Below are 19,693 nucleotides of genomic sequence, written 5' to 3'. Positions count from 1 at the left end.
GCAGGCCCCCGCACCCCCGCCACCCGGCGAAGGTGATCCCTGGCGGCGTTATGACCCCTGGGCTCCCGGTTCGCCGCAGGAGCAGGCTCTTCGGCAGGGAGTGCTTCAGCAGAGCGGGGGCGGGGCTTCCGCGGGGGGCCGGCGGGGCAGGCGGCTGGTGGTGGGGTGGACCCTGGTGGTCGCTCTCGTCGCCGCGGGGGTCGGCGGGATCGTCGGTGCCTATGTCGAGCGGCAGGGGTTCGGCGGTGATGTGCAGCTGCCGCAGGCCGGCCGGGTGCCCGCCGGCCGGGCACCGGACAGCGTGCCCGGGATAGCCGCCCGCGCGCTGCCCAGCGTCGTCACGCTGCACGTCACCGGAACCGACCAGACGGACACCGGGACCGGCTTCGTGCTCGATGCCCAGGGGCACATCCTCACCAACAACCACGTCGTCGCCCCCGCCGGGTCGAGCGGCGCGATATCCGTGACCTTCAGCAGTGGTGACAGCGTCAGGGCCACGGTGGTCGGCCGGGACAGCGGCTACGACCTGGCCGTCGTCCAGGTGCACGGCGTGCACGGGCTCACCCCGCTGCCCCTCGGCAACTCGGACGACGTCCGGGTCGGCGACCCCGTCGTCGCCATCGGCGCACCCTTCGACCTGGCGAACACCGTCACCTCCGGCATCATCAGCGCCAAGGAGCGGCCCATCACGGCCGGTGGTGAGAAGGGCGACGGGAGCGACGTCAGCTACGTCGACGCGCTGCAGACCGACGCGCCCATCAACCCGGGCAACTCCGGCGGTCCCCTCCTGGACTCCCGGGCCCGGGTCATCGGCATCAACTCCGCCATCCGCTCCGCCGACAGCGGCGGCTCCGACCCGGACGCCGGCCAGGCCGGTTCCATCGGCCTGGGCTTCGCCATCCCCGTGAACCAGGCCAGGCGCGTCGCCGAGGAACTGATCAACACCGGCCGTGCGACCCACCCCGTCATCGGCGTCACCCTCGACATGGGGTACACGGGCGACGGCGCCCGTATCGACAGCAAGAGCGCGGGCGGCGGACCCGCCGTCACCAGGGGCGGCCCCGGTGAGCGGGCCGGGCTGAAGGCGGGCGACGTCATCACCGAGGTAGACGGAGAGCGTGTGCACACGGCCGAGGAGCTGATCGTCAAGATCCGCGCCCACCGGCCCGGCGACTCGCTGCGGCTGTCGGTCCGGCGCGACGGCACGGACCGGCAGATCCCGCTCCGACTGGGCGCCGCGGAGCAGAACTGACAGAAGTCTCACCTCGGGGCAGTACCGGTCGGACGGGAACGCCGGGTACCGTTGAGCGACCGAGGACATCACAAGGAGCGTCAGGTGTTCAATGACATAGGACCACTGGAGCTGATGACGATCATCGTGATCGCCGTGCTCGTCTTCGGTCCGGACAAGCTCCCGAAGGTCATTCAGGACGTGACGCGCACGATCCGGAAGATCCGCGAGTTCTCGGAGAGCGCGAAGCAGGACATCCGTAGCGAACTGGGTCCCGAGTTCAAGGACTTCGAGTTCGAGGACCTCAACCCCAAGACGTTCATCCGCAAGCAGTTGGACAACGACGACCTGGGGCTGAAGGAGATCCGCAACGGCTTCGACCTGAAGAAGGAAATGGCCGAGGTCACGGACGCCGTCCAGGGCCGGGACACCGACGCCTCCTCTCCTTCGCCGCCCTCTTCCCCGTCCGTGAACCCCGGTTCCGGCGGGCGCCTCGACATGACCAAGAAGCCCGAGGAGCCCGGCAAGGACGAGCGGCCGCCGTTCGACGCGGACGCCACCTGATCCGACACGCGCACGCGGGCGCATGCCGCGCACGTGACGCGTTTCATAGCGCACACCCGTCGCACACGGCCTGAACAGGTCGTTCGTGCGGCGCACGCATCCAGTGCCTGCCCTGCCGCCCTCGTTCGTGTGGATATGCTGCCGAGTTGTTGTGCGGACCGGACGAGTGCGCCCGAAGGGGGGCGGGCCGCCCCGGTCCGACGAGGAGCGAGGAGGCGTCCGGGCAGATGGAGACGACTAGTCGGGTGGGCGCGCAGGCGTCGGTCGCGGAGGGCGGACAGCAGCTTCCCTCCGCCCGGCGTACGGTCGACGGTTACCTGCAGGCGCCTTTCCCGTGGTACGGCCTCGACGAGGCGTTCACCGGGCCGCGCTGGCTGATGCAGGTCGGTACGGCGGCCGACGGTGCCGTCGAGCACGGTTCGATCGGGCACGGCGACGAACCCTCCGTACGGGGCGAGTCCGGTTCCACCGGTGAGCCGCGGGAGAAGTTCGCGGTGGTGGTCACCGTCTCCGCGCAGCCGTCCCGGCGGAGCGCCGACGGTACGGGGCTGATGGAGGCGACGTCCGTGTCCTCGGCGGCGTGGCTGGCCGGGGTGGGGCTGCTGTCGTTCACCTGGCCCGGACAAATGGACCACAGCCTGCGTGACGACTGGCTGGACCAGCAGACCGAGACCGCGTGGGCGCTGGCCGACGATCTCGACGGGCCGGAGTGGTCCAAGCTCTCCCTGCCGGTGGACGGGGCAGCGGCCCCCTTCTACTACCGGGAGTCGGAGTTCGGGTGGGTGCTCGCCGGTACCACTGAGGCGGGCGTGCACCTGGGGGCGTACGGGCGGGGCATGAGCGCCTACGGGCTCGGGTTCGCCGTGGTGAAGGACGTTGCCGCTTACGCGTGACATCCGCTGACGCATGACGAAGGGGCGCCGGGAGTTTCCGGCGCCCCTTCGTCATAGGACTCCTCGCGGGAAGTCCTCAGAACTTGTTCTTCGGCGTGATCCCCAGCGACAGGCCCGACAGGCCCCGCTGGCGTCCCCCCAGCTTCCCGGCGATCGCCCGCAGGGCGCTGCCCGCCGGGGAGTCGGGGTCGGTCAGGACCACCGGCTTGCCCTCGTCGCCGCCCTCGCGCAGGCGGACGTCGATGGGGATGCTGCCGAGGACCGGGACCGTCGCACCCGTGGTGCGGGTGAGGCCGTCGGCGACCGACTGACCGCCGCCCGTGCCGAAGACGTCGACCATCTCACCGCAGTGCGGGCAGGGCAGGCCGGACATGTTCTCGACCACGCCGACGATCTTCTGGTGGGTCTGTACGGCGATGGAGCCGGCGCGCTCGGCGACCTCGGCCGCCGCCTGCTGAGGGGTCGTCACGACCAGGATCTCGGCGTTCGGGACCAGCTGGGCGACGGAGATCGCGATGTCGCCGGTGCCGGGCGGGAGGTCCAGCAGCAGGACGTCCAGGTCGCCCCAGTACACGTCCGCCAGGAACTGCTGGAGCGCGCGGTGGAGCATCGGGCCGCGCCAGACGACCGGGGCGTTGCCCGGGGTGAACATGCCGATGGAGATGACCTTCACGCCGTTCGCCGACGGCGGCATGATCATGTTCTCGACCTGGGTCGGGCGGCCGTCCGCGCCCAGCATGCGCGGCACCGAGTGGCCGTAGATGTCGGCGTCGACGACACCGACCTTCAGGCCGTCGGCCGCCATCGCCGCGGCCAGGTTGACCGTCACGGAGGACTTGCCGACGCCGCCCTTGCCGGAGGCGACCGCGTAGACCCGGGTGAGGCTGCCCGGCTTGGCGAAGGGGACCTCGCGCTCGGCCTGGCCGCCGCGCAGGGCGTTGGCCAGTTCCTTGCGCTGCTCGTCGCTCATCACGTCCAGCGTGACGTCGACCCGGGTGACGCCCTCGACCCGGGAGACCGCCTCGGTGACGCGCTGGGTGATGGTGTCGCGCATGGGGCAGCCGGAGACCGTCAGGTACACGGTGACCGCGACCGCTCCGTCCGCACCGATCTCCACCGACTTGACCATCCCCAGTTCGGTGATGGGGCGGTTGATCTCGGGGTCGTTCACCGTCGCCAGTGCCTCGCGCACCGCGTCTTCCGTAGCCATAAGGACGATGGTACGGCGCCTTCAGGGGCCTTCGGGTAGCCCTTCAGCGGTCGTCTGCGTCACGTCCCGGCGGGTGTTCCGTCCGTTCCGCCGGGAATACGACATGGCCGGCCTGGCCGTCGTGCCGCCGCCGTTCGTCCATCTCCTTGGCCAGGTCCTGGAGCTCCGAGCGCATCCAGTCGCGGGTCGCGACCTCGCCCAGGCCCATGCGCAGCGCGGCGATCTCCCGGGTCAGGTACTCGGTGTCCGCGATGGACCGCTCGTTCTGCTTGCGGTCCTGCTCCAGGTTGACCCGGTCGCGGTCGTCCTGTCTGTTCTGCGCGAGCAGGATCAGCGGGGCCGCGTAGGAGGCCTGCAGGGACAGCACCAGGGTCAGGAAGATGAACGGGTACTGGTCGAAGCGCAGGGCGATGGGCACGGTGACGTTCCACAGCACCCACACGATGATGACGACCGTCATCCAGACGAGGAAGCGGCCCGTGCCCAGGAAGCGGGCGATGCGCTCCGACAGCCGGCCGAACGCGTCCGGGTCCCACTCCGGCAGGAGCCGGCGCCGGGGCGGGCGCGGCTGGTCCAGGCGCGCCCGGGGCCGGGTGGCCGCCGTGGCGCCCGCCGGGGTGCGCTCGCGGGCGCCGCTCTCGCGCTCAGGAGCCATGCGCGGCCGCCCCCTCTCCCTCGTCCAGGTGGAACTCGGTCTCCCGCCAGTCCTCGGGCAGCATGTGGTCCAGTACGTCGTCCACGGTGACCGCGCCCAGCAGGCGCCCGGACTCGTCCACGACCGGCGCGGCCACCATGTCGTACGTGGCGAAGAACCCGGCGATGACGGGCAGCGCGGCGCCCGGGGCGAGCGGTTGCAGATCGTCGTCGACGAGCGAGCTGACCAGCGTGTACGGCGGGTCGCGCAGCAGCCGCTGGAAGTGGACGGTGCCCAGGTACTTGCCCGTGGGGGTCTCGTCGGGCGGCCGGCAGACGTAGACCTGGGCGGCGAGGGCGGGGGAGAGGTCGGGGTTGCGGACCCGGGCGAGCGCGTCGGCGACCGTGGCGTCCGGGCGCAGCACGATCGGTTCGGTGGTCATCAGACCGCCGGCCGTGTGCTCCTCGTACGACATCAGGCGCCGCATCTCGGCCGCGTCCGCGGGCTCCATCAGGCTCAGCAGCCGTTCCTTGTCGTCCTCGGGCAGCTCGGAGAGCAGGTCGGCCGCGTCGTCGGGGTCCATGGCCTCCAGCACGTCCGCCGCGCGCTCCTCCTTCAGCTTGCCGAGGATCTCGATCTGGTCGTCCTCGGGCAGTTCTTCGAGCACGTCGGCCAGGCGGTCGTCGTCGAGGGCGGCGGCGACCTCGGCGCGCCGCTTGGGGGAGAGGTGGTGCAGGACGTTGGCGAGGTCGGCGGGGCGCAGCTGCTCGAAGGTGGCGAGCAGGCTCTCGGCGCCCTGCCCGTGCTCCTCCAGCGAGAAGCCGGTGACGGCGGACCACTCGACGGTCAGCGTCTCGCCCTTGGCCCGCCGGAAGGCGCCGCCCTTCTTCCCCTTGCGGACGAAGACGCGGTCGACCTCCCAGTCCCGGCGGGCGGGCAGCTGTTGCACGGAGACGTCGAGGACGGTGACCTCCTCGCGGGTCTCGGTGAGCGTCACGCGCCGGTCCAGCAGCTCGCCGAAGACCAGCCGCTCGGTGGGCCGCTGCTCGAAGCGGCGGACGTTCATCACACCGGTGGTGATGACCTGGCCGGACTCGATGCCGGTCACCCGGGTCATGGGCAGGAAGATACGGCGCCGGGTGGACAGCTCGACGACCAGCCCGAGCACGCGCGGGGGCCGCCGGCCGACGCGCAGCATGACGACCAGGTCGCGTACACGGCCCACCTGGTCGCCGTTCGGATCGAAGACGGGGACCCCGGCGAGGTGCGAGACGAAGATCCGGGGGGCGCCGGCTGCCATGGCTGTGCTTCCTTTGCGTGGGGATCGTGCGAGTTGCTCGGATGTGCCCGCGCGCGTGCGCTTCAGGCTAGCCCGTCCTGATCGGATACGCCCTGGTGGGCGGGTCCGGACGGACTGGCTCCGCCGGGCGGCCAGGGCCCCGGTACGCTGCCGTACGCCGCTCAGGACTCGTCAGAAAGGCGGCCCCACCTGTGACTGCGATTCCCCAGGGCCGAACCCGCCGGACCGCGCGGGTGACCGCGATGTGCGCACTGGCCGTGACAGGGGTGGCGGTGCTGGCCGGGTGCGGCAGTGACGATCCGGACACGGGCACGAACGGTGTGGGCAAGCTGCCTGCCGACAAGATCCAGGCGAAGACCCGCACCGCGGCCGACACGGCCCCGGCGGTGCGGCTGGCCGGCACCGTGGACACCGGCGGCCGTACGTACCAGCTGGACATGCGGCTGAAGTCGGACGGCGGCACCGGGTCGGTGACCTCGCAGGGGGCGACCTTCCAGCTCCTGCGGGTCGGACAGCAGCTGTATCTGAAGGCCGACTCGGACTTCTGGAACCACGCGGGCGACGCAGCCGGCGGCGACGGCACGGCCGGCAAGCTGGACGGCAAGTACGTGAAGGTGCCGCAGGGGGATCCCGTGTACAAGAAGTTCAGCGGCTTCACGGACAAGTCGGTCCTGCTCGACGGGCTGCTGACCCTGCACGGCACCCTGGCGACCGACGGCCACCACGACCAGTCGGGCACCCCCACCATCCGCATCACCGGCGACAAGGGTTCCGGCGGCACCCTCGACGTCTCCCTCGACGGCACCCCGTACCCGCTCCGCCTGGTCCGCGCCGGCGGCGCGGGCACGCTCAGCTTCTCGGACTGGGGCAAGGACTTCACCGTGACCGAACCGGCCAAGGGCGAGACGGTCGACTACGGCAAACAGCTGCCGACGTCGTAGCGGAACCTCTCCCGCGCTACTTCTTCCGGCGCTTCGCCAGCAGCCTCGGCAGCCCCGCCGGGATCGGCTGACGCGTCGTCGCCGGGGACGGCACCGGTGCCTCGGCCAGGCTCCCGTCGGGCAGGGGCGCGACAGGCCCGGTCGGAGCCAGGCGCAGCACCCGGCACTCACGTGCCCAGCGCCCCGGCATCTGCTCGCCGTCCGGAGCGTTCAGGCGCTTGCCCTTCAGTTCCGCGACGGCCGCTTCCCACTCCGCCGAGCCGGCGGCCGGTTCGGTCACGGCCGCCCGGAACGACACCAGGCGGCCGCCCTTGTCCTTGCTGCGCACGGTCACCTCGGCAGAGCCGCCGTCGGCCAGGTCCGGCAGCGGCTGCTCCCCGGGCCCGTCGCCGACCAGCCACACCGCGCCCTCGTGCCACACGTGCCACAGCCCCCGCGCGGCCGGAGCGCCGGCGCCCTTGACCCAGATCAGGCCGGACTTCTTCGTGGCCTCCTCGATGAGGGCCTGGTCGAGAAGGGCCCGGCCGGGCAGCTCGCTTGTCATGCGCCCAGCCTATCCAGCCCCGCTCACAGCCAGCCGTTGCGCTTCAGCACCCGGTGGATGCCCACACACGCGGCGACGGTGACGCCCAGAACCAGCGGGTAGCCGTACCGCCAGTGCAGCTCCGGCATGTGGTCGAAGTTCATGCCGTACACACCGGTCACCATCGTCGGTACGGCGATGATCGCGGCCCAGGCGGTGATCTTGCGCATGTCCTCGTTCTGCGCGACGGACGCCTGCGCCAGGTTGGCCTGGAGGATGGAGTTGAGCAGCTCGTCGAAGCTCATGACCTGCTCCTGGACCCGGGCGAGGTGGTCGGCGACGTCCCGGAAGTACTTCTGGATGTCCGGGTCGATCAGCCGCATCGGCCGCTCGCTCAGCAACTGCATCGGCCGCAGCAGCGGCGCCACCGCCCGCTTGAACTCCAGCACCTCGCGCTTGAGTTGGTAGATCCGCGCCGAGTCCACACCGCGCGAGACCCCGCCGCCCCGGACCGGCGAGAAGACCTCGGTCTCCACCTCGTCGATGTCGTCCTGCACGGCGTCGGCGACCGCGATGTAGCCGTCCACGACATGGTCGGCGATGGCGTGCAGCACGGCCGAGGGGCCCTTGGCCAGCAGCTCCGGGTCGTCCTGGAGGCGGTGGCGCAGCGCCCGGAGCGAGCCCTGGCCGCCGTGCCGGACGGTGATGAAGAAGTCCCGGCCGGTGAAGCACATGACCTCACCGGTCTCCACGACCTCGCTGTTGGCGGTGAGCCGGTCGTGCTCGACGTAGTGGATGGTCTTGAAGACGGTGAAGAGGGAGTCGTCGTAGCGCTCCAGTTTCGGGCGCTGGTGGGCCTGCACCGCGTCCTCGACGGCCAGCGGGTGCAGCCCGAACTCGCTCGCGATACCGGCGAATTCGGCCTCGGTCGGCTCGTGCAGCCCGATCCACACGAAACCGCCGTCGCGCCGCACCAGCCGCATCGCCTCGTGCGGGCTCAGCGGCTTGCCGCTCTCGACCCGGGCACCGTCGCGGTAGACGGCGCAGTCCACGACGGCCGAGGGCGTGGCGGGGTCGCGGGTGGTGTCGTACGAGGCGGTGGCGGTGTCCTTGCGCAGCGAGGGACGGGACGACGGACGGACCACGGCACGCAGGTCGCGGATCATCGACATGGGCAGGCTCCTTCGCAGGCAGGCAGCGACAGCGCGCGACGACGGGTGGAACTACCCGGAATGGGGACGTCCTGACTGCGGAATGTTTGGCACGTCCACAAAGCGGGGAGCACCGCACCGTCGCGGTGGCGACTTCGCTACTGATGCAGAACTGACGGTGATCAGACGGATCAGGCAAAGCGAAACGAAGTGCTCTTCCGGATCTTCCGGACGGCGACGCGCACGAGAGGCGGCGGACAGCCAGAGATTCAGTCAGTGACCAGATCAGCGGTCGGAAGAGCGAGTGGTACTACCAGGTCGACTTCGATCCATGACAGCCCCACCTCCTCCGGCCGGTCCCTCGTAAGGGAGTCCCAATCGGCGTCGGGACTGGAGCGACGCTTCTGCGTGCTGCCCCGAACTACCGGCTCAGAGTAGCAGCCGCCCGAACTGTCAAGGCGCCGCTTTGCCCGCTGCTGACGAGTTCTATGCTCGCGGCATGGTTGATGTTCTTCCTCTCGTCGAGGCACGGTTGAGCACCGCGCTGGGCGCACCGGACGCGCGCGCCGCCGTCACCTTCCTCGGCACGGACCGCATCGAGGTGCTCCGGTTCCGGGAGGGGGATCTCCTGCGGTACGCGACGCTCGGTATGTCCCAGCAGCCCATGACCGACCCCACGGCGATGCTCGCCGACCCGGTGAAGGGGCCCCGCGCCGAGCTGGTCCTCTCCGTCCGCGCGGGCCTCGCCGACACCGACAAGGTGCTCCGCGCGCTCGCTGTACTGGCCGCGTCCCCGCAGGTGGAGGGTCTGGTCGTGGCCCCGGGCGGCTCGCTGGACGTCGGTGACACGCTGTGGCCCGGCGCCCCCTTCACCTCGGTCCTGGTGGGCGAGCCCGGCGGCCTGGTCGAGGACCTGGAACTGGACGACCCGATGGAGCCCGTACGGTTCCTGCCCCTGCTGCCGATGACCCCGAACGAGGCCGCCTGGAAGCGGGTGCACGGCGCCCAGGCCCTCCAGGAGCGGTGGCTGGCGAACGGGACGGACCTGAGGGATCCCTCCCGCAGGTCCGTCCCGCTGGACTGACGGGCGCGTGAGCAAGCTCACCAAGCGCGGCCGGGGAAGGGTCAGTTGGCGAACACCGTGACGCTGTCCTCGGCGGCGTGCGCCGTCTTCGGTTCCTCCGCCTCGTCCGTGAGCGCCTTGCGCCGTACGACGACCACGACCGCGCCGAGCAGGGCCGTGACCGCCGCGACCGCGAACGGGACGTGGATGTCGGTCCACTCCTCGATCTTCGGCGCGAAGTAGGGGGCGGCGGCTGCCGCGAACCAGCGCACGAAGTTGTAGCCCGCGCTGGCCACCGGGCGCGGTGCGTCGGAGACGCCGAGGGCCAGCTCGGTGTAGACGGTGTTGTTCACGCCGATGAGGGCGCCGGACAGGATCGTGCAGACGACGGCCGTGGTGTGGTTGCCGTAGCCGAGGACCAGGACGTCGGCGGCGAGCAGCACCAGGGAGCCGCCGAGCACCTTCAGCGAGCCGAACCGCGTCTGCATGCGCGGGGCCACGATCACCGAGAAGACGGCGAGCAGTACGCCCCAGGCGAAGAACACCGCGCCCGAGCGGTACGGGGTCATGTCCAGCACGAACGGGGTGAAGGCCAGAACCGTGAAGAACGTGTAGTTGTAGAAGAACGCCGAGACCGCCGCCGAGGCGAGGCCGCCGTGACCGAGCGCCTTGAGCGGGTCCAGCACGGAGGTCTTGCGGGCGGGCCTCGGCTGCTCCTTCAGGAACACCGTGATGCACAGGAAGCCGATCGCCATCAGCGTGGCCGTGCCGAAGAAGGGGTAGCGCCAGCTGATGTTGCCGAGGATCGCGCCGAGCAGCGGTCCGCAGGCCATGCCGAGGCCGAGCGCGGACTCGTACAGCAGGATCGCCGCCGCGCTGCCTCCCGCCGCCGCGCCGACGATGACCGCGAGGGCGGTCGAGACGAAGAGGGCGTTGCCGAGGCCCCAGCCCGCCCGGAAGCCGACGAGCTGCGCGACCGAGCCGGACGTGCCGGCCAGACCCGCGAAGACCACGACGAGGGCGAGGCCGAGCAGCAGGGTCCCTCGGCCGCCGACACGGCTGGACGTGAAGCCGGTGAGCAGCATCGCGATCGCCGTGATCAGGAAGTACGAGGTGAAGAGCAGGGACACCTGGCCGGCCGTGGCGTGCAGGCCCTGCGCGATGGACGGCAGGATCGGGTCGACCAGACCGATCCCCATGAAGGCGACGACGGAGGCGCCGGCCGTGGCCCAGACCGCCTTGGGCTGTCGCAGGATGTCCATGTGTTCTCCCTGCTCGAGTGCCATTAAGTTAGCTCGGCTAATAAATGTAATATACACACACCTGCTGGTGGAGGTGCGTTCCGTCCGGACGGGTGATCGTCCTTGACGTGGGCGGGCAGGGGTAGGACCGTGGAGCCCTATGAGGGGCGAACCCAGTTGCCCGAGGTGTGGTGGCCGGGTCAGGGCTCCCGGTCTCTTCGCCGATTCGTGGCAGTGCGACGTGCACGGCACGGTGTATCCGCTGCAGCCCGTGATCCCGCCCAGCGTCGAAGCCCTCACCGTCGTCGTGCAGCGCACCCACGTCCCGGTGTGGATGCCCTGGCCGCTGCCTGTCGGCTGGCTCTTCACGGGGGTCGCCTACGCGGGTGACGACCGCAGCGGAGGCCGCGCGACCGCCGTGGCCTGTTCCGGCCCGGGCCCGCTCGGCGGGATGGGGGAGCTGATCCTGGTCGCCGAGGAACTCGGCGTCGGCCTCGGCGCGCGGTACGCGGGCATCGACGACCCGGACCCGGGCCGGTACATGAACATCGAGAAGCCGCCCGAGGCCAAGGTGCTGGCCGCCGGCCGCCCGACCCCGCTCTGGCACGTCTTCCGCACCCCCGAGGACCGCGCGGTCTTCGCCGGCGAGGCGCTCGGCATGTGGCTGTGGGCGGTGATGTGGCCCGAGCAGTCCGGGCTGCTGATGTACGACGAGCTGGTGCTCACGGATCTGCGGGACGCGGGGGCGGAGCTGGATCTGGTGCCCTGTGGAGCGTTGTCGCCGCGCTTGCTCCGGCCGTGACGCCCACAGGGGTGCCGGGATCTGCTTCGCCGGCGGGTCCGGGTGCTTCGGCGGTTGCTCGCGACGTTCCCCGCGCCCCTTGCGGCGTTGGAAATGCCGGTACTATCTAGTGTCCCCCTTTGAATCGTCGGTGTCTGGAGTCCTTGTGCGTATAGATCTGCACTGTCACTCCACGGCTTCCGACGGTACGGACACCCCTGCCGAGCTGGTGCGCCATGCCGGTGCTGCCGGGCTGGACGTCGTCGCGCTGACCGATCACGACACCACGCGCGGGTACGACGAGGCGATCGCCGCGCTGCCCGAGGGGCTGACGCTGGTCACCGGCGCCGAGCTGTCCTGCCGTGTCGACGGCATCTCCATGCACATGCTGGCCTACCTCTTCGACCCCGAGGAGCCAGCGCTGCTCGCCGAGCGCGAGCTGGTGCGGGACGACCGCGTGCCGCGGGCCAAGGGGATGGTCGCCAAGCTCAACGGGCTCGGCGTGCCGGTCACTTGGGAGCAGGTCGAGCGGATCGCCGCCGGCGGTTCCGTGGGGCGTCCGCATGTCGCGACCGCGCTCGTCGAGCTGGGCGTCGTACCGACCGTGAGCGACGCGTTCACCGAGGAGTGGCTGGCCGACGGCGGGCGGGCCTTCGTGGAGAAGCACGAGACCGACCCCTTCGAGGCGATCCGGCTGGTCAAGGGCGCGGGCGGGGTCTGTGTCTTCGCGCATCCGGCCGCCGCCAAGCGGGGCCGGACCGTCCCGGAGTCCCGTATCGCCGAGCTGGCCGCGGCCGGTCTGGACGGCATCGAGGTCGACCACATGGACCACGACGCCGACGCCCGGGCCCGGCTGCGCGGGCTCGCGAAGGAGCTGGACCTGCTGGTCACGGGCTCCTCGGACTACCACGGCAGCCGCAAGACCGTGTCGCTGGGCGCGTATACGACCGACCCCGAGGTGTACGGGGAGATCACCCGGCGGGCGACGGGCGCGTTCCCGGTGCCGGGAACCGGCGGAGCCTGAGGCCCCCCGGGGCCGGCTCCCGTCCGCTCACGCCCGTAGTTCCTCTTCCAGCAAGGCTTGTACTTCCCCCATGTTCGACGTCGCCGTTTTCGGCTCTCTGTTCCTGACCCTTTTTGTCATCATGGATCCCCCCGGGATCACCCCGATCTTCCTCGCCCTGACCGCCGGCCGTCCGGCCAAGGTGCAGAAGCGGATGGCGTTCCAGGCCGTCTGTGTGGCGTTCGGGGTCATCGCCGTCTTCGGCGTCCTGGGCCATCAGATCCTGAACTACCTGCACGTGTCCGTCCCCGCGCTGATGATCGCGGGTGGTCTCCTGCTCCTGCTGATCGCGCTGGACCTGCTCACCGGCAAGACCGACGAGCCGAAGCAGACCAAGGACGTGAACGTCGCGCTCGTCCCGCTGGGCATGCCGCTGCTCGCGGGGCCGGGCGCGATCGTGTCCGTGATCCTGGCCGTGCAGAAGGCCGGCAGTGTGTCCACGCAGATCTCGGTGTGGTCCGCGATCCTCGCGATCCACGTCGTGCTGTGGCTGGTGATGCGTTACTCGCTGCTCATCATCCGGGTCATCAAGGACGGCGGTGTCGTCCTGGTGACGCGACTCGCGGGCATGATGCTCTCCGCGATCGCCGTGCAGCAGATCATCAACGGGGTCACTCAGGTGATCCGGGGGAGCTGAGCCGACGGCTCGGCTCCCCCGGAAAGCTTGAGTGGCGGGTCCCGTTACGAGGCCTTGGTCTCGGCCGGGCGGATCCACAGCCGCTGCCCGATGGCGGCGGCCTGCTGAACGATCCGGTTGACGGAGGCGGCGTCCACCACGGTGCAGTCCACGGTGGTGCCGTCGACCTCGTCGAGTCGCCTGATTTCGAAGCGCATGGGCTTCTCCCTTCGTCTGGTCATCCTCCTGCGGAGAACTACTGGTGTGACTGTGCTGTCGTATGTACTCAACGAGCTTCGTGTTACAAACATTCCCTACGCTAAGGAAATTTTTCGAGCGCCTAACTACTGACTGGTTAACGCGGTCGTCATCCCCGTCGTCATCCCCCGCGCGGAACCGATCGGGGCCGGTTGTGTCCGCAGCGTGACCACCGTGACAATGCAGGTGATGAACGACGACCTGGCGGCCCTGGCCGCCCGCATCGACCACACGAACGCGCTGCTGGAACGCATGCTCGCCGAGGTGGCGAAGACGCCCTCCACCCACGCGATCTTCGTCGACGCGGGCTATCTCTACGCGGCCACGGGCCGGCTGGTCGCCGGGACCGAGGACCGCCGGGCCTTCGACCTCGACGCCGAGGGCCTGATCGAGGCGCTGATCGACAAGGCCCGCACGATCTTCGCGGACAGCCGCCTGCTGCGCGTCTACTGGTACGACGGCGCCCGCCGCCGTATCCACACCGCCGAGCAGCAGACCATCGCCGAACTGCCCGACGTCAAGGTCCGCCTCGGCAACCTCAACGCCAACAACCAGCAAAAGGGCGTCGATTCCCTGATCCGCACGGACCTGGAGTCCCTCGCCCGCCACCGCGCCATCAGCGACGCGGCCCTCCTCGGCGGCGACGAGGACCTGGTCTCGGCGGTCGAGGCGGCCCAGGGCTACGGCGCCCGGGTCCACCTGTGGGGCATCGAGACACCCGAGGGCCGCAACCAGGCCGAGCCCCTGCTCTGGGAGGTCGACAGCCAGCGCACCTTCGAGCTGGACTTCTTCAAGCCGTACGTCTCCCGCCGTACGGCCGCCGCGTACGACGCCTCGGCCGGGGCCCGGCCCGGCCGCGAGGACGTCCGCTTCGTCGGCGCCCAGATCGCGGCGAAGTGGCTGGCCTCCCGGGGCCGAGAGGCACTGGTCGAGCTGCTGCCCGGCCATCCCTATCTGCCCGGCTCCGTCGACCAGGACCTGCTGGTCGAGGCCGAGGGCCTGCTCCAGTACTCCCTGCGCGGCCAGGCGGACCTGCGGCGCGCGCTCAGGGACGGGTTCTGGGAGCACCTGCAGGCGCAGTACTAGGGCGCAGACGCGCTACCAGGTACTAGGGCGCTTTCCCGGTGGGAAGGTCTGTGTCCGTGACTGTCTCTACGGATGTGGATGTCGTTCCGTTCGAGGACCGGTTCGCCGAGCGGGCCGCGGCGCTGCTGGCGGCCGCCCACGCACCCCTCGGCGAGGCGTCGCCCGGCACGGACCTGGCGGACCCCGCCGTCGCCCTGGCCCACCTGAACGCACGGGACGCCGACGGGCCGGCCGTGGTCGCGCTGGACGGCGCCGGTGCGGTCGCCGGGTTCATGGCGGCCTCGGTGACGGGATTTCCCGGCAGCCCCCAGGCGCGCGTCCGCGTCCAGCAGCACGCGGCGGCACCGGAGGGCGCGCGGGCGATCTACCGCCGTCTCTACCGGGAGATCTCCGGTCGCCTCACCGGCATCGGCTGCTTCGAGCACACCGTGGCCGTGAGCGCCGCCCACCGCGAGATCATCACCTGCCTGGTCGAACTCGGCTTCGGCATCGACCAGATCAAGGGAGTGCGCCCCCTGACGCCGCCGCGGGGCAGCGCGGGGCAGACCCCCCTGCGCCCGGCCCGCACCGAGGATCTGCCCCAACTCCTCGATCTCACCCTGGAGTTGCAGCGCTTCCACGCTCTCGCGCCGATGCTCAGACCCGCGTTGATCGATCTCCGGGCGATCAGGGACGACCTGCTCGCCGCTGTCGGTGACGAACGGCGGCTGGTCCTGCTGGCCGGGACGGAGGGCCGAGTCGAGGGGTTCGTGGTGGTCGACCCCGACAGCCGTTTCCCCGGCGTCGCGACGATCGGCATCGCCGTCGTGACCGCCTCCGCGCGGGGCAGGGGAGTGGGTACGGCGCTGCTGTCGGGGGTGGTGGACTGGGCCGTACGCTGCGGCTTTCGCGGCTGCGGGACCGAGTGGACCTCGGCGAACCTGGTCAGTGACGCCTTCTGGCGCGGTCACGGCTTCGTCCCGGCCCGCTACACACTCGCCCGGCGGATCGACCCGCGCGTCGCCTGGGCCGACTCGCATCTGAGCTACCGGGACCTCTGCCCCGAGGTGGGGCGCGATTCCGCGGGCTGACCGCGCCGACCGGGCCGTAACACGTCGGCGGCCGGTGCCGAGTCCCCTGGTGTGGGGCGGGAGGGCACCGGCCGCGGCCTGGCCGCCGGGACTGCGCCGGCGAGGCTCCGGCGGTGACCCGGATCCCGCGCTGTGGTTCCCTTGCGGGAAGCGGTGGGCGAGAACCGTTAGGTCACCTGGCTTTGTTCCTGGTGACCGCTTGCGCGAAAACCGGTCGGTAATTCGAAAGTTTCCGGCCAGTGCCCGCGAGGCGGTGTATCCACGAGGCCACTGGTGAGCACACTGGCAGGCCAGCGCCGCGCACTACGAGGATGCAGGACGCACCTACACGGTTTCTACGGGAGATCTTTCGGAGTAAAGCCAGCACCATTAATTAGGATGACTGACCGTCAACAACGCCGGGGATCCGCACCAGTGAACAAACGGGCACTCAAGCACCTGCTCAAAGACCGACGCGCACTCATCGCCCCCGAAACCCACGGCCTCACACGGCCCACCGGGCCCGGCCGGCGCGCCCCGGGCCTGTCCCAGCACCAGGTCGACCAGCTGGTCAACCGGGCGTTCGGCACCTACCACCGCCTGGAGTCCGGCACCTACCCCAACGCGCCCGTCGACCTGCTGCGCGACATAGCCTGCCTGTTCGCCTTCAACGAGCAGGAGTGGGTCTCGCTGTGCCGGTACGCGCGCGGTGAGGACCCGCCCAGCCCGCTCTACGACACCAGTGGTGACGCCGTCCCCGCCGCCTGGGAGGACGCCGTCGCCTGCGTGACGCACCCGGCCTATGTCACCGACGCCTCCTGGAACCTCCTCGCCTGCAACGAGCCGTTCCACCGGCTCTTCGTGTCCGGATATGCACCCGAGAACACCATGCGGTGGATGCTGATCGACGGCCGCGATCAGCTGACCGACTGGGCGAGCGCCTGGGCGCCGCTCGTCATGCCCCAGCTCCAGGCCGCGCTGGCCCAGCGCCCCGACGACAAGGTCCTGCGGCAGATCGAGAAGGACCTCCTCGACGACCCGCTCGCCCGCTCGCTGTACGAGCTCGGCGGTGCCTCGATCCACCCCGACGGCGACGAACGCCCGATCCGGCACGCGGTCGACGGTCCGGGCTGGGTGACGATGTGTGTGGCGCAGCCGCTGGCGGCCCCCGGCTCGCGGTTCATGATCCTCATTTTTCGGCCGGGTCCGCGCCGGTCGAATCCGCGTCCACCGATGCTCCAGGCCCGCTGACCGCGCCGACGATCGGTCTTTGCCCGGGTTTGACGGGCCGTGAGAGAGCATGACCTGGACGGCAGGGAAACGAACCAGCCAACTTTGCCGTACCTTGACCCCAGCCAGGTTACGTGTCCTAGGGGGGACCCATGCCCGTCCACATCGCCCGTCCGAGCACCACACTCGCCGCGCACAAGATCACCACGGGCGAGATAGCCGACGACATCCGCACGCACCACCCCGACCACCCGCGCCTGGGGGCGATTCTCCGTGTGCTCGGCAACTGCGGTGTCCAGACCCGCTACTTCACCCAGCCACTGAACTCGCCCACCATCAACGGCACCGCCTCCATCGGGGAGCGCGCACCCCGGGCCTTCGCCGACGGACTCGACATGGCCGAGACCGCGGCCCGTTCCGTGCTCCAGCGCCACGGCCTCGGACCGGGCGACATCACCGGCCTGATCACCACCCACGCCACCAGCTGGGCCGTGCCGAACCTGGACATCCACCTCGTGGCCCGGCTCGGCCTGCGTGCCACCGTCCGCCGCACCGCCCTCACCACCGCGGCCTGTGCGGGCGGTGCCCACGCCCTCATCCGGGCGGTCGAGCAGGCACTGCTCCACCCCGGATCCCGCATCCTCGTCGTCGCCGCCGAGGTGCTGTCCACGGCCTACAACCACACCGACAGCAAGATCGAGCACATGATCTACAAGGCCCTGTTCGGTGACAGCGCGGCCGCCACCATCGTCAGCAGCGACCCCCTCGGCCCCGGCCTCACCATCGACAGCCCCGCCGGCCTCCTGGAGTACGTCTTCCCGGACTCCCTGGAGTTCTACGCGGGTCGCATCGACAGCCACGGCCTCCACTTCGACTCCACCAAGGCCGCCATGGGCGGGGCCAGGCACGTCATGCCCGCCGTCGTCGAGTGGCTCGCCGGCCGGCCCGTGACGGTCCCCGTCATCCACCCCGGCTCCCGGCCCATCATCATGGACACCGCCGCCGCGCTCGGCCTCACCGAGGACGACGCCCGTCACTCCCTCGACACCCTGGCGGAAGAGGGCAACCTCGGTGGCGTATCGGTTCTCCGCGTCCTCGAACGTACCCACGGCCGCCCCCCGGCGGACGGCGAGCAGGCCCTGATCGTCGCCTACGGCCCCGGCTTCAGCGTCTCCGCGATCCACGCCACCTGGACCGACTAGTGCCACGCTGAAGACGACTGTCCTGCTCTGCATCCCCCGTCGGAGCAGGTCAGTCGTCTTTCGTCACGGGCCCGGGTCCTTGCGGAGGCTCAGGCTGGCGCCTCGTCCCAGAAGTCGGCGAGCGCCCGCGCCGTGGCGAGCGGCCGGTCGGTGTTCGGCGAGTGCTCCGCGTCCGCGACGACCGTGCGCCGCGCCCGCAGCCGTACCGCCATGTCGTCGAGCAGCGGCAGCGGCCAGGTGTCGTCCTTGTCGCCGGACAGGACGTGGAACGGCAGCGGCACGGTGGCCAGTTCGGCGACCCGGTCCGGCTCCGTGCACAACTGTCTCCCCGTGGCGATCAGTTGGGCGGCCTTGGTGCCCAGCCAGCGGCGTCGCAGATCGTCCCGGTCGTCGAGTCCGCCGTCCAGTGCGGCCGTCTCGATCTCCTCGGGCGGCTCCATCGCCTGGATCGCGTCCCAGACCTCCGCCATGTCCATCGCCGCGAGCGCGTCCCGCAACAACTTGACGCGCTGCTGCTGGGACTCCGATATCTGCGCCGGGCCGGAGGCCATCAGGGTCAGCGACCGGAAGGGCGCGTGGTCGAGCAGTACGGCCGCCCGCGAGATCTGGCCGCCGAGCGAGTGCCCCAGCAGATGCACCGGCGCCCCGACCGCCTCCGCCTGCGCGAGCACGTCCCGCGCCAACTCCGCCTGTGCGTAAGCGGATTCGTCGGACTCTGGCCCGTCCGACTCGTACTGCCCGCGCCCGTCCACGGCCACGGTCCGGTATCCGCGCCGGGCGAGCGGCACATGCAGCGGATTGAAGTCCTCCTTGCTCCCGGTGAACCCCGGCAGCAACAGCGCGACCCCCCTGGGCTCGACCCCGTCGGCCACGGGAGCGTCGACGACGGCGAACTCCCCGCGCGCGGTGCGCAGCGCGTACGCACGGGCACCGGGGGGCGGGACGAAGGTGGCGGGCCTGCTCATGGGGAGAGGCTATCGGGCCGGGGAGGGGCAGGCAGAAGGCGGTGACGGTGACGGGGACTGCGGGCAGGGGCGTACCGGAAACGCGACGGCCCGGCCCACAGGGAGTGGGCCGGGCCGTCGGTGACGGGGTGCCGGATCAGCCTTCGGTGACCTCGACGGCCGCCGTGGCCTTACGCGTACGACGCCGCGGCTTGACCTCCGGCTCGTCGGTGGCCTGCGCCGGAATCTCCGGCGCGGTCGCGACCGTCTTCCGCGTCCGCCGCACCTTGGGCGCGGCCACCTCGGCGGCACCGTCCACGTCGGCTACGGCGGTGGCCGTCTTGCGGGTGCGGCGGGGCTTGGCTTCGGCTTCGGGGGCCTCGGCGGTGGCCGCGGTCTTGCGGGTGCGGCGGGGCTTGGCCTCCGTGCCTTCAGCCGTGTCGACGGCGGTTTCGGCTACGGCGGCGGCCGTCTTGCGCGTGCGGCGGGGCTTGGCTTCGGCTTCGGGGGCCTCGGCGGTGGCCGTCTTGCGGGTGCGGCGGGGCTTGGCCTCGGCTTCGGGGGCCTCGGTCGTGGTCTCCGGCGCGGTGGCGGCGGCCTTGCGGGTGCGGCGGGGCTTGGCTTCGGCTTCGGGGGCCTCGGCGGTGGCCGCGGTCTTGCGGGTGCGGCGGGGCTTGGCCTCCGTGGCTTCTGCCGTGTCGACGGCGGTTTCG

Annotated in this window: 20 protein-coding genes and 1 pseudogene; 12 read left to right on the top strand and 9 right to left on the bottom strand. The window is 70.9% G+C overall.

Annotation, left to right across the window (positions count from 1 at the left end; all coding sequences use genetic code 11):
• From ADK64_RS38380 to ADK64_RS38370, 3 genes are all read left to right on the top strand, one after another.
• Positions 1 to 1,252: S1C family serine protease (locus ADK64_RS38380; protein WP_053666740.1), on the top strand; the 1,252-nt coding region annotated here is incomplete at its 5' end.
• 84 nt (positions 1,253 to 1,336) lie between these two features.
• Positions 1,337 to 1,795, top strand: a complete 459-nt coding sequence (locus tag ADK64_RS38375; protein WP_053666735.1) for a sec-independent translocase — start codon at positions 1,337 to 1,339, stop codon at positions 1,793 to 1,795.
• Between the two features lie 227 nt (positions 1,796 to 2,022).
• Positions 2,023 to 2,688: a hypothetical protein gene (locus tag ADK64_RS38370; RefSeq protein ID WP_053666734.1), complete on the top strand. Its 666-nt coding sequence runs from the start codon at positions 2,023 to 2,025 to the stop codon at positions 2,686 to 2,688.
• A gap of 76 nt (positions 2,689 to 2,764) precedes the next feature.
• Here ADK64_RS38370 and ADK64_RS38365 read toward each other — a convergent pair whose 3' ends face one another.
• The 3 genes from ADK64_RS38365 to ADK64_RS38355 are packed head-to-tail and all read right to left on the bottom strand — an operon-like array spanning position 2,765 to position 5,832.
• Complete coding sequence (locus tag ADK64_RS38365; protein WP_053666733.1) at positions 2,765 to 3,898, bottom strand: Mrp/NBP35 family ATP-binding protein; 1,134 nt, start codon at positions 3,896 to 3,898, stop codon at positions 2,765 to 2,767.
• A 43-nt stretch (positions 3,899 to 3,941) separates the two neighbouring features.
• Positions 3,942 to 4,553 (bottom strand): DUF1003 domain-containing protein, encoded by a 612-nt coding sequence (locus ADK64_RS38360; protein ID WP_053666732.1) that lies wholly within the window; start codon positions 4,551 to 4,553, stop codon positions 3,942 to 3,944.
• Complete coding sequence (locus ADK64_RS38355) at positions 4,543 to 5,832, bottom strand: magnesium transporter MgtE N-terminal domain-containing protein (RefSeq protein ID WP_053666731.1); 1,290 nt, start codon at positions 5,830 to 5,832, stop codon at positions 4,543 to 4,545. The genes ADK64_RS38360 and ADK64_RS38355 overlap by 11 nt, the downstream gene beginning before the upstream one ends.
• Positions 5,833 to 6,023: 191 nt before the next feature.
• Here ADK64_RS38355 and ADK64_RS38350 point away from each other — a divergent pair, with 191 nt between their 5' ends.
• Positions 6,024 to 6,773 carry a hypothetical protein gene (locus ADK64_RS38350; RefSeq protein ID WP_199829830.1) on the top strand — a complete coding sequence of 250 codons (750 nt, stop codon included), beginning with the start codon at positions 6,024 to 6,026 and terminating at the stop codon, positions 6,771 to 6,773.
• Positions 6,774 to 6,789: 16 nt separating this feature from the next.
• Here the strand turns inward: ADK64_RS38350 and ADK64_RS38345 are convergent, their stop codons facing one another.
• Positions 6,790 to 7,317, bottom strand: coding sequence for a hypothetical protein (locus ADK64_RS38345; protein WP_053666730.1), 528 nt, complete (start codon positions 7,315 to 7,317; stop codon positions 6,790 to 6,792).
• Positions 7,318 to 7,340: 23 nt separating this feature from the next.
• A complete protein-coding gene (locus ADK64_RS38340; protein WP_053666729.1) occupies positions 7,341 to 8,468 on the bottom strand; it encodes a magnesium and cobalt transport protein CorA in 1,128 nt (375 codons plus the stop codon).
• Positions 8,469 to 8,946: 478 nt separating this feature from the next.
• On the opposite strand from ADK64_RS38340, the gene ADK64_RS38335 reads away from it, so the two are divergent.
• Positions 8,947 to 9,531, top strand: a complete 585-nt coding sequence (locus ADK64_RS38335) for a suppressor of fused domain protein (protein ID WP_053666728.1) — start codon at positions 8,947 to 8,949, stop codon at positions 9,529 to 9,531.
• Positions 9,532 to 9,572: 41 nt separating this feature from the next.
• Here the strand turns inward: ADK64_RS38335 and ADK64_RS38330 are convergent, their stop codons facing one another.
• Entirely contained in the window at positions 9,573 to 10,772 is a 1,200-nt protein-coding gene (locus ADK64_RS38330; protein WP_234384896.1) for an MFS transporter, read from the bottom strand.
• Between the two features lie 139 nt (positions 10,773 to 10,911).
• On the opposite strand from ADK64_RS38330, the gene ADK64_RS38325 reads away from it, so the two are divergent.
• The 3 genes from ADK64_RS38325 to ADK64_RS38315 all read left to right on the top strand — a co-directional run bounded on the left by ADK64_RS38325 (position 10,912) and on the right by ADK64_RS38315 (position 13,232).
• Positions 10,912 to 11,553 carry a DUF6758 family protein gene (locus ADK64_RS38325; protein WP_053666726.1) on the top strand — a complete coding sequence of 214 codons (642 nt, stop codon included), beginning with the start codon at positions 10,912 to 10,914 and terminating at the stop codon, positions 11,551 to 11,553.
• 145 nt (positions 11,554 to 11,698) lie between these two features.
• Positions 11,699 to 12,556 carry a PHP domain-containing protein gene (locus tag ADK64_RS38320; RefSeq protein ID WP_053666725.1) on the top strand — a complete coding sequence of 286 codons (858 nt, stop codon included), beginning with the start codon at positions 11,699 to 11,701 and terminating at the stop codon, positions 12,554 to 12,556.
• 70 nt (positions 12,557 to 12,626) lie between these two features.
• A complete protein-coding gene (locus ADK64_RS38315; protein ID WP_053666724.1) occupies positions 12,627 to 13,232 on the top strand; it encodes a MarC family protein in 606 nt (201 codons plus the stop codon).
• Positions 13,233 to 13,276: 44 nt separating this feature from the next.
• Here ADK64_RS38315 and ADK64_RS46855 read toward each other — a convergent pair whose 3' ends face one another.
• On the bottom strand, positions 13,277 to 13,429 hold the full coding sequence (locus ADK64_RS46855; protein WP_199829829.1) for a hypothetical protein: 153 nt from the start codon (positions 13,427 to 13,429) through the stop codon (positions 13,277 to 13,279).
• Between the two features lie 220 nt (positions 13,430 to 13,649).
• On the opposite strand from ADK64_RS46855, the gene ADK64_RS38310 reads away from it, so the two are divergent.
• The 4 genes from ADK64_RS38310 to ADK64_RS38295 all read left to right on the top strand — a co-directional run bounded on the left by ADK64_RS38310 (position 13,650) and on the right by ADK64_RS38295 (position 18,036).
• Positions 13,650 to 14,555, top strand: coding sequence for an NYN domain-containing protein (locus ADK64_RS38310; RefSeq protein ID WP_107093210.1), 906 nt, complete (start codon positions 13,650 to 13,652; stop codon positions 14,553 to 14,555).
• Positions 14,556 to 14,611: 56 nt separating this feature from the next.
• Positions 14,612 to 15,625, top strand: a complete 1,014-nt coding sequence (locus ADK64_RS38305) for a GNAT family N-acetyltransferase (protein ID WP_159046456.1) — start codon at positions 14,612 to 14,614, stop codon at positions 15,623 to 15,625.
• Between the two features lie 414 nt (positions 15,626 to 16,039).
• Positions 16,040 to 16,855 carry an XRE family transcriptional regulator gene (locus ADK64_RS38300; RefSeq protein WP_234384895.1) on the top strand — a complete coding sequence of 272 codons (816 nt, stop codon included), beginning with the start codon at positions 16,040 to 16,042 and terminating at the stop codon, positions 16,853 to 16,855.
• Positions 16,856 to 16,986: 131 nt separating this feature from the next.
• Positions 16,987 to 18,036 carry a PhlD gene (locus ADK64_RS38295; protein ID WP_053666722.1) on the top strand — a complete coding sequence of 350 codons (1,050 nt, stop codon included), beginning with the start codon at positions 16,987 to 16,989 and terminating at the stop codon, positions 18,034 to 18,036.
• 89 nt (positions 18,037 to 18,125) lie between these two features.
• On the opposite strand, the gene ADK64_RS38290 is transcribed toward ADK64_RS38295, so the two are convergent.
• Together ADK64_RS38290 and ADK64_RS38285 are read right to left on the bottom strand one after the other, a co-directional pair.
• Positions 18,126 to 19,001 carry an alpha/beta fold hydrolase gene (locus ADK64_RS38290; protein ID WP_078993111.1) on the bottom strand — a complete coding sequence of 292 codons (876 nt, stop codon included), beginning with the start codon at positions 18,999 to 19,001 and terminating at the stop codon, positions 18,126 to 18,128.
• A 136-nt stretch (positions 19,002 to 19,137) separates the two neighbouring features.
• A pseudogene (locus ADK64_RS38285) lies at positions 19,138 to 19,693 on the bottom strand (ATP-dependent helicase); the annotation flags it as partial.

Source organism: Streptomyces sp. MMG1121 (genome assembly GCF_001280015.1).
Lineage (GTDB): Bacteria > Actinomycetota > Actinomycetes > Streptomycetales > Streptomycetaceae > Streptomyces.
Note: the sequence above shows the minus strand (reverse complement) of the source record. Positions and strands in the feature narration are given on the sequence as shown.

Excerpts from the sequence above, each read along its gene's own strand:
- ADK64_RS38330 (WP_234384896.1), bottom strand. The coding sequence starts at position 10,772 with ATGGACATCCTGCGACAGCCCAAGGCGGTCTGGGCCACGGCCGGCGCC.
- ADK64_RS38335 (WP_053666728.1), top strand. The coding sequence starts at position 8,947 with ATGGTTGATGTTCTTCCTCTCGTCGAGGCACGGTTGAGCACCGCGCTG.
- ADK64_RS38365 (WP_053666733.1), bottom strand. The coding sequence starts at position 3,898 with ATGGCTACGGAAGACGCGGTGCGCGAGGCACTGGCGACGGTGAACGAC.
- ADK64_RS38310 (WP_107093210.1), top strand. The coding sequence starts at position 13,650 with ATGCAGGTGATGAACGACGACCTGGCGGCCCTGGCCGCCCGCATCGAC.
- ADK64_RS38325 (WP_053666726.1), top strand. The coding sequence starts at position 10,912 with ATGAGGGGCGAACCCAGTTGCCCGAGGTGTGGTGGCCGGGTCAGGGCT.
- ADK64_RS38360 (WP_053666732.1), bottom strand. The coding sequence starts at position 4,553 with ATGGCTCCTGAGCGCGAGAGCGGCGCCCGCGAGCGCACCCCGGCGGGC.
- ADK64_RS38295 (WP_053666722.1), top strand. The coding sequence starts at position 16,987 with ATGCCCGTCCACATCGCCCGTCCGAGCACCACACTCGCCGCGCACAAG.
- ADK64_RS38345 (WP_053666730.1), bottom strand. The coding sequence starts at position 7,317 with ATGACAAGCGAGCTGCCCGGCCGGGCCCTTCTCGACCAGGCCCTCATC.
- ADK64_RS38370 (WP_053666734.1), top strand. The coding sequence starts at position 2,023 with ATGGAGACGACTAGTCGGGTGGGCGCGCAGGCGTCGGTCGCGGAGGGC.
- ADK64_RS38315 (WP_053666724.1), top strand. The coding sequence starts at position 12,627 with ATGTTCGACGTCGCCGTTTTCGGCTCTCTGTTCCTGACCCTTTTTGTC.
- ADK64_RS46855 (WP_199829829.1), bottom strand. The coding sequence starts at position 13,429 with ATGCGCTTCGAAATCAGGCGACTCGACGAGGTCGACGGCACCACCGTG.
- ADK64_RS38290 (WP_078993111.1), bottom strand. The coding sequence starts at position 19,001 with ATGAGCAGGCCCGCCACCTTCGTCCCGCCCCCCGGTGCCCGTGCGTAC.
- ADK64_RS38355 (WP_053666731.1), bottom strand. The coding sequence starts at position 5,832 with ATGGCAGCCGGCGCCCCCCGGATCTTCGTCTCGCACCTCGCCGGGGTC.
- ADK64_RS38340 (WP_053666729.1), bottom strand. The coding sequence starts at position 8,468 with ATGTCGATGATCCGCGACCTGCGTGCCGTGGTCCGTCCGTCGTCCCGT.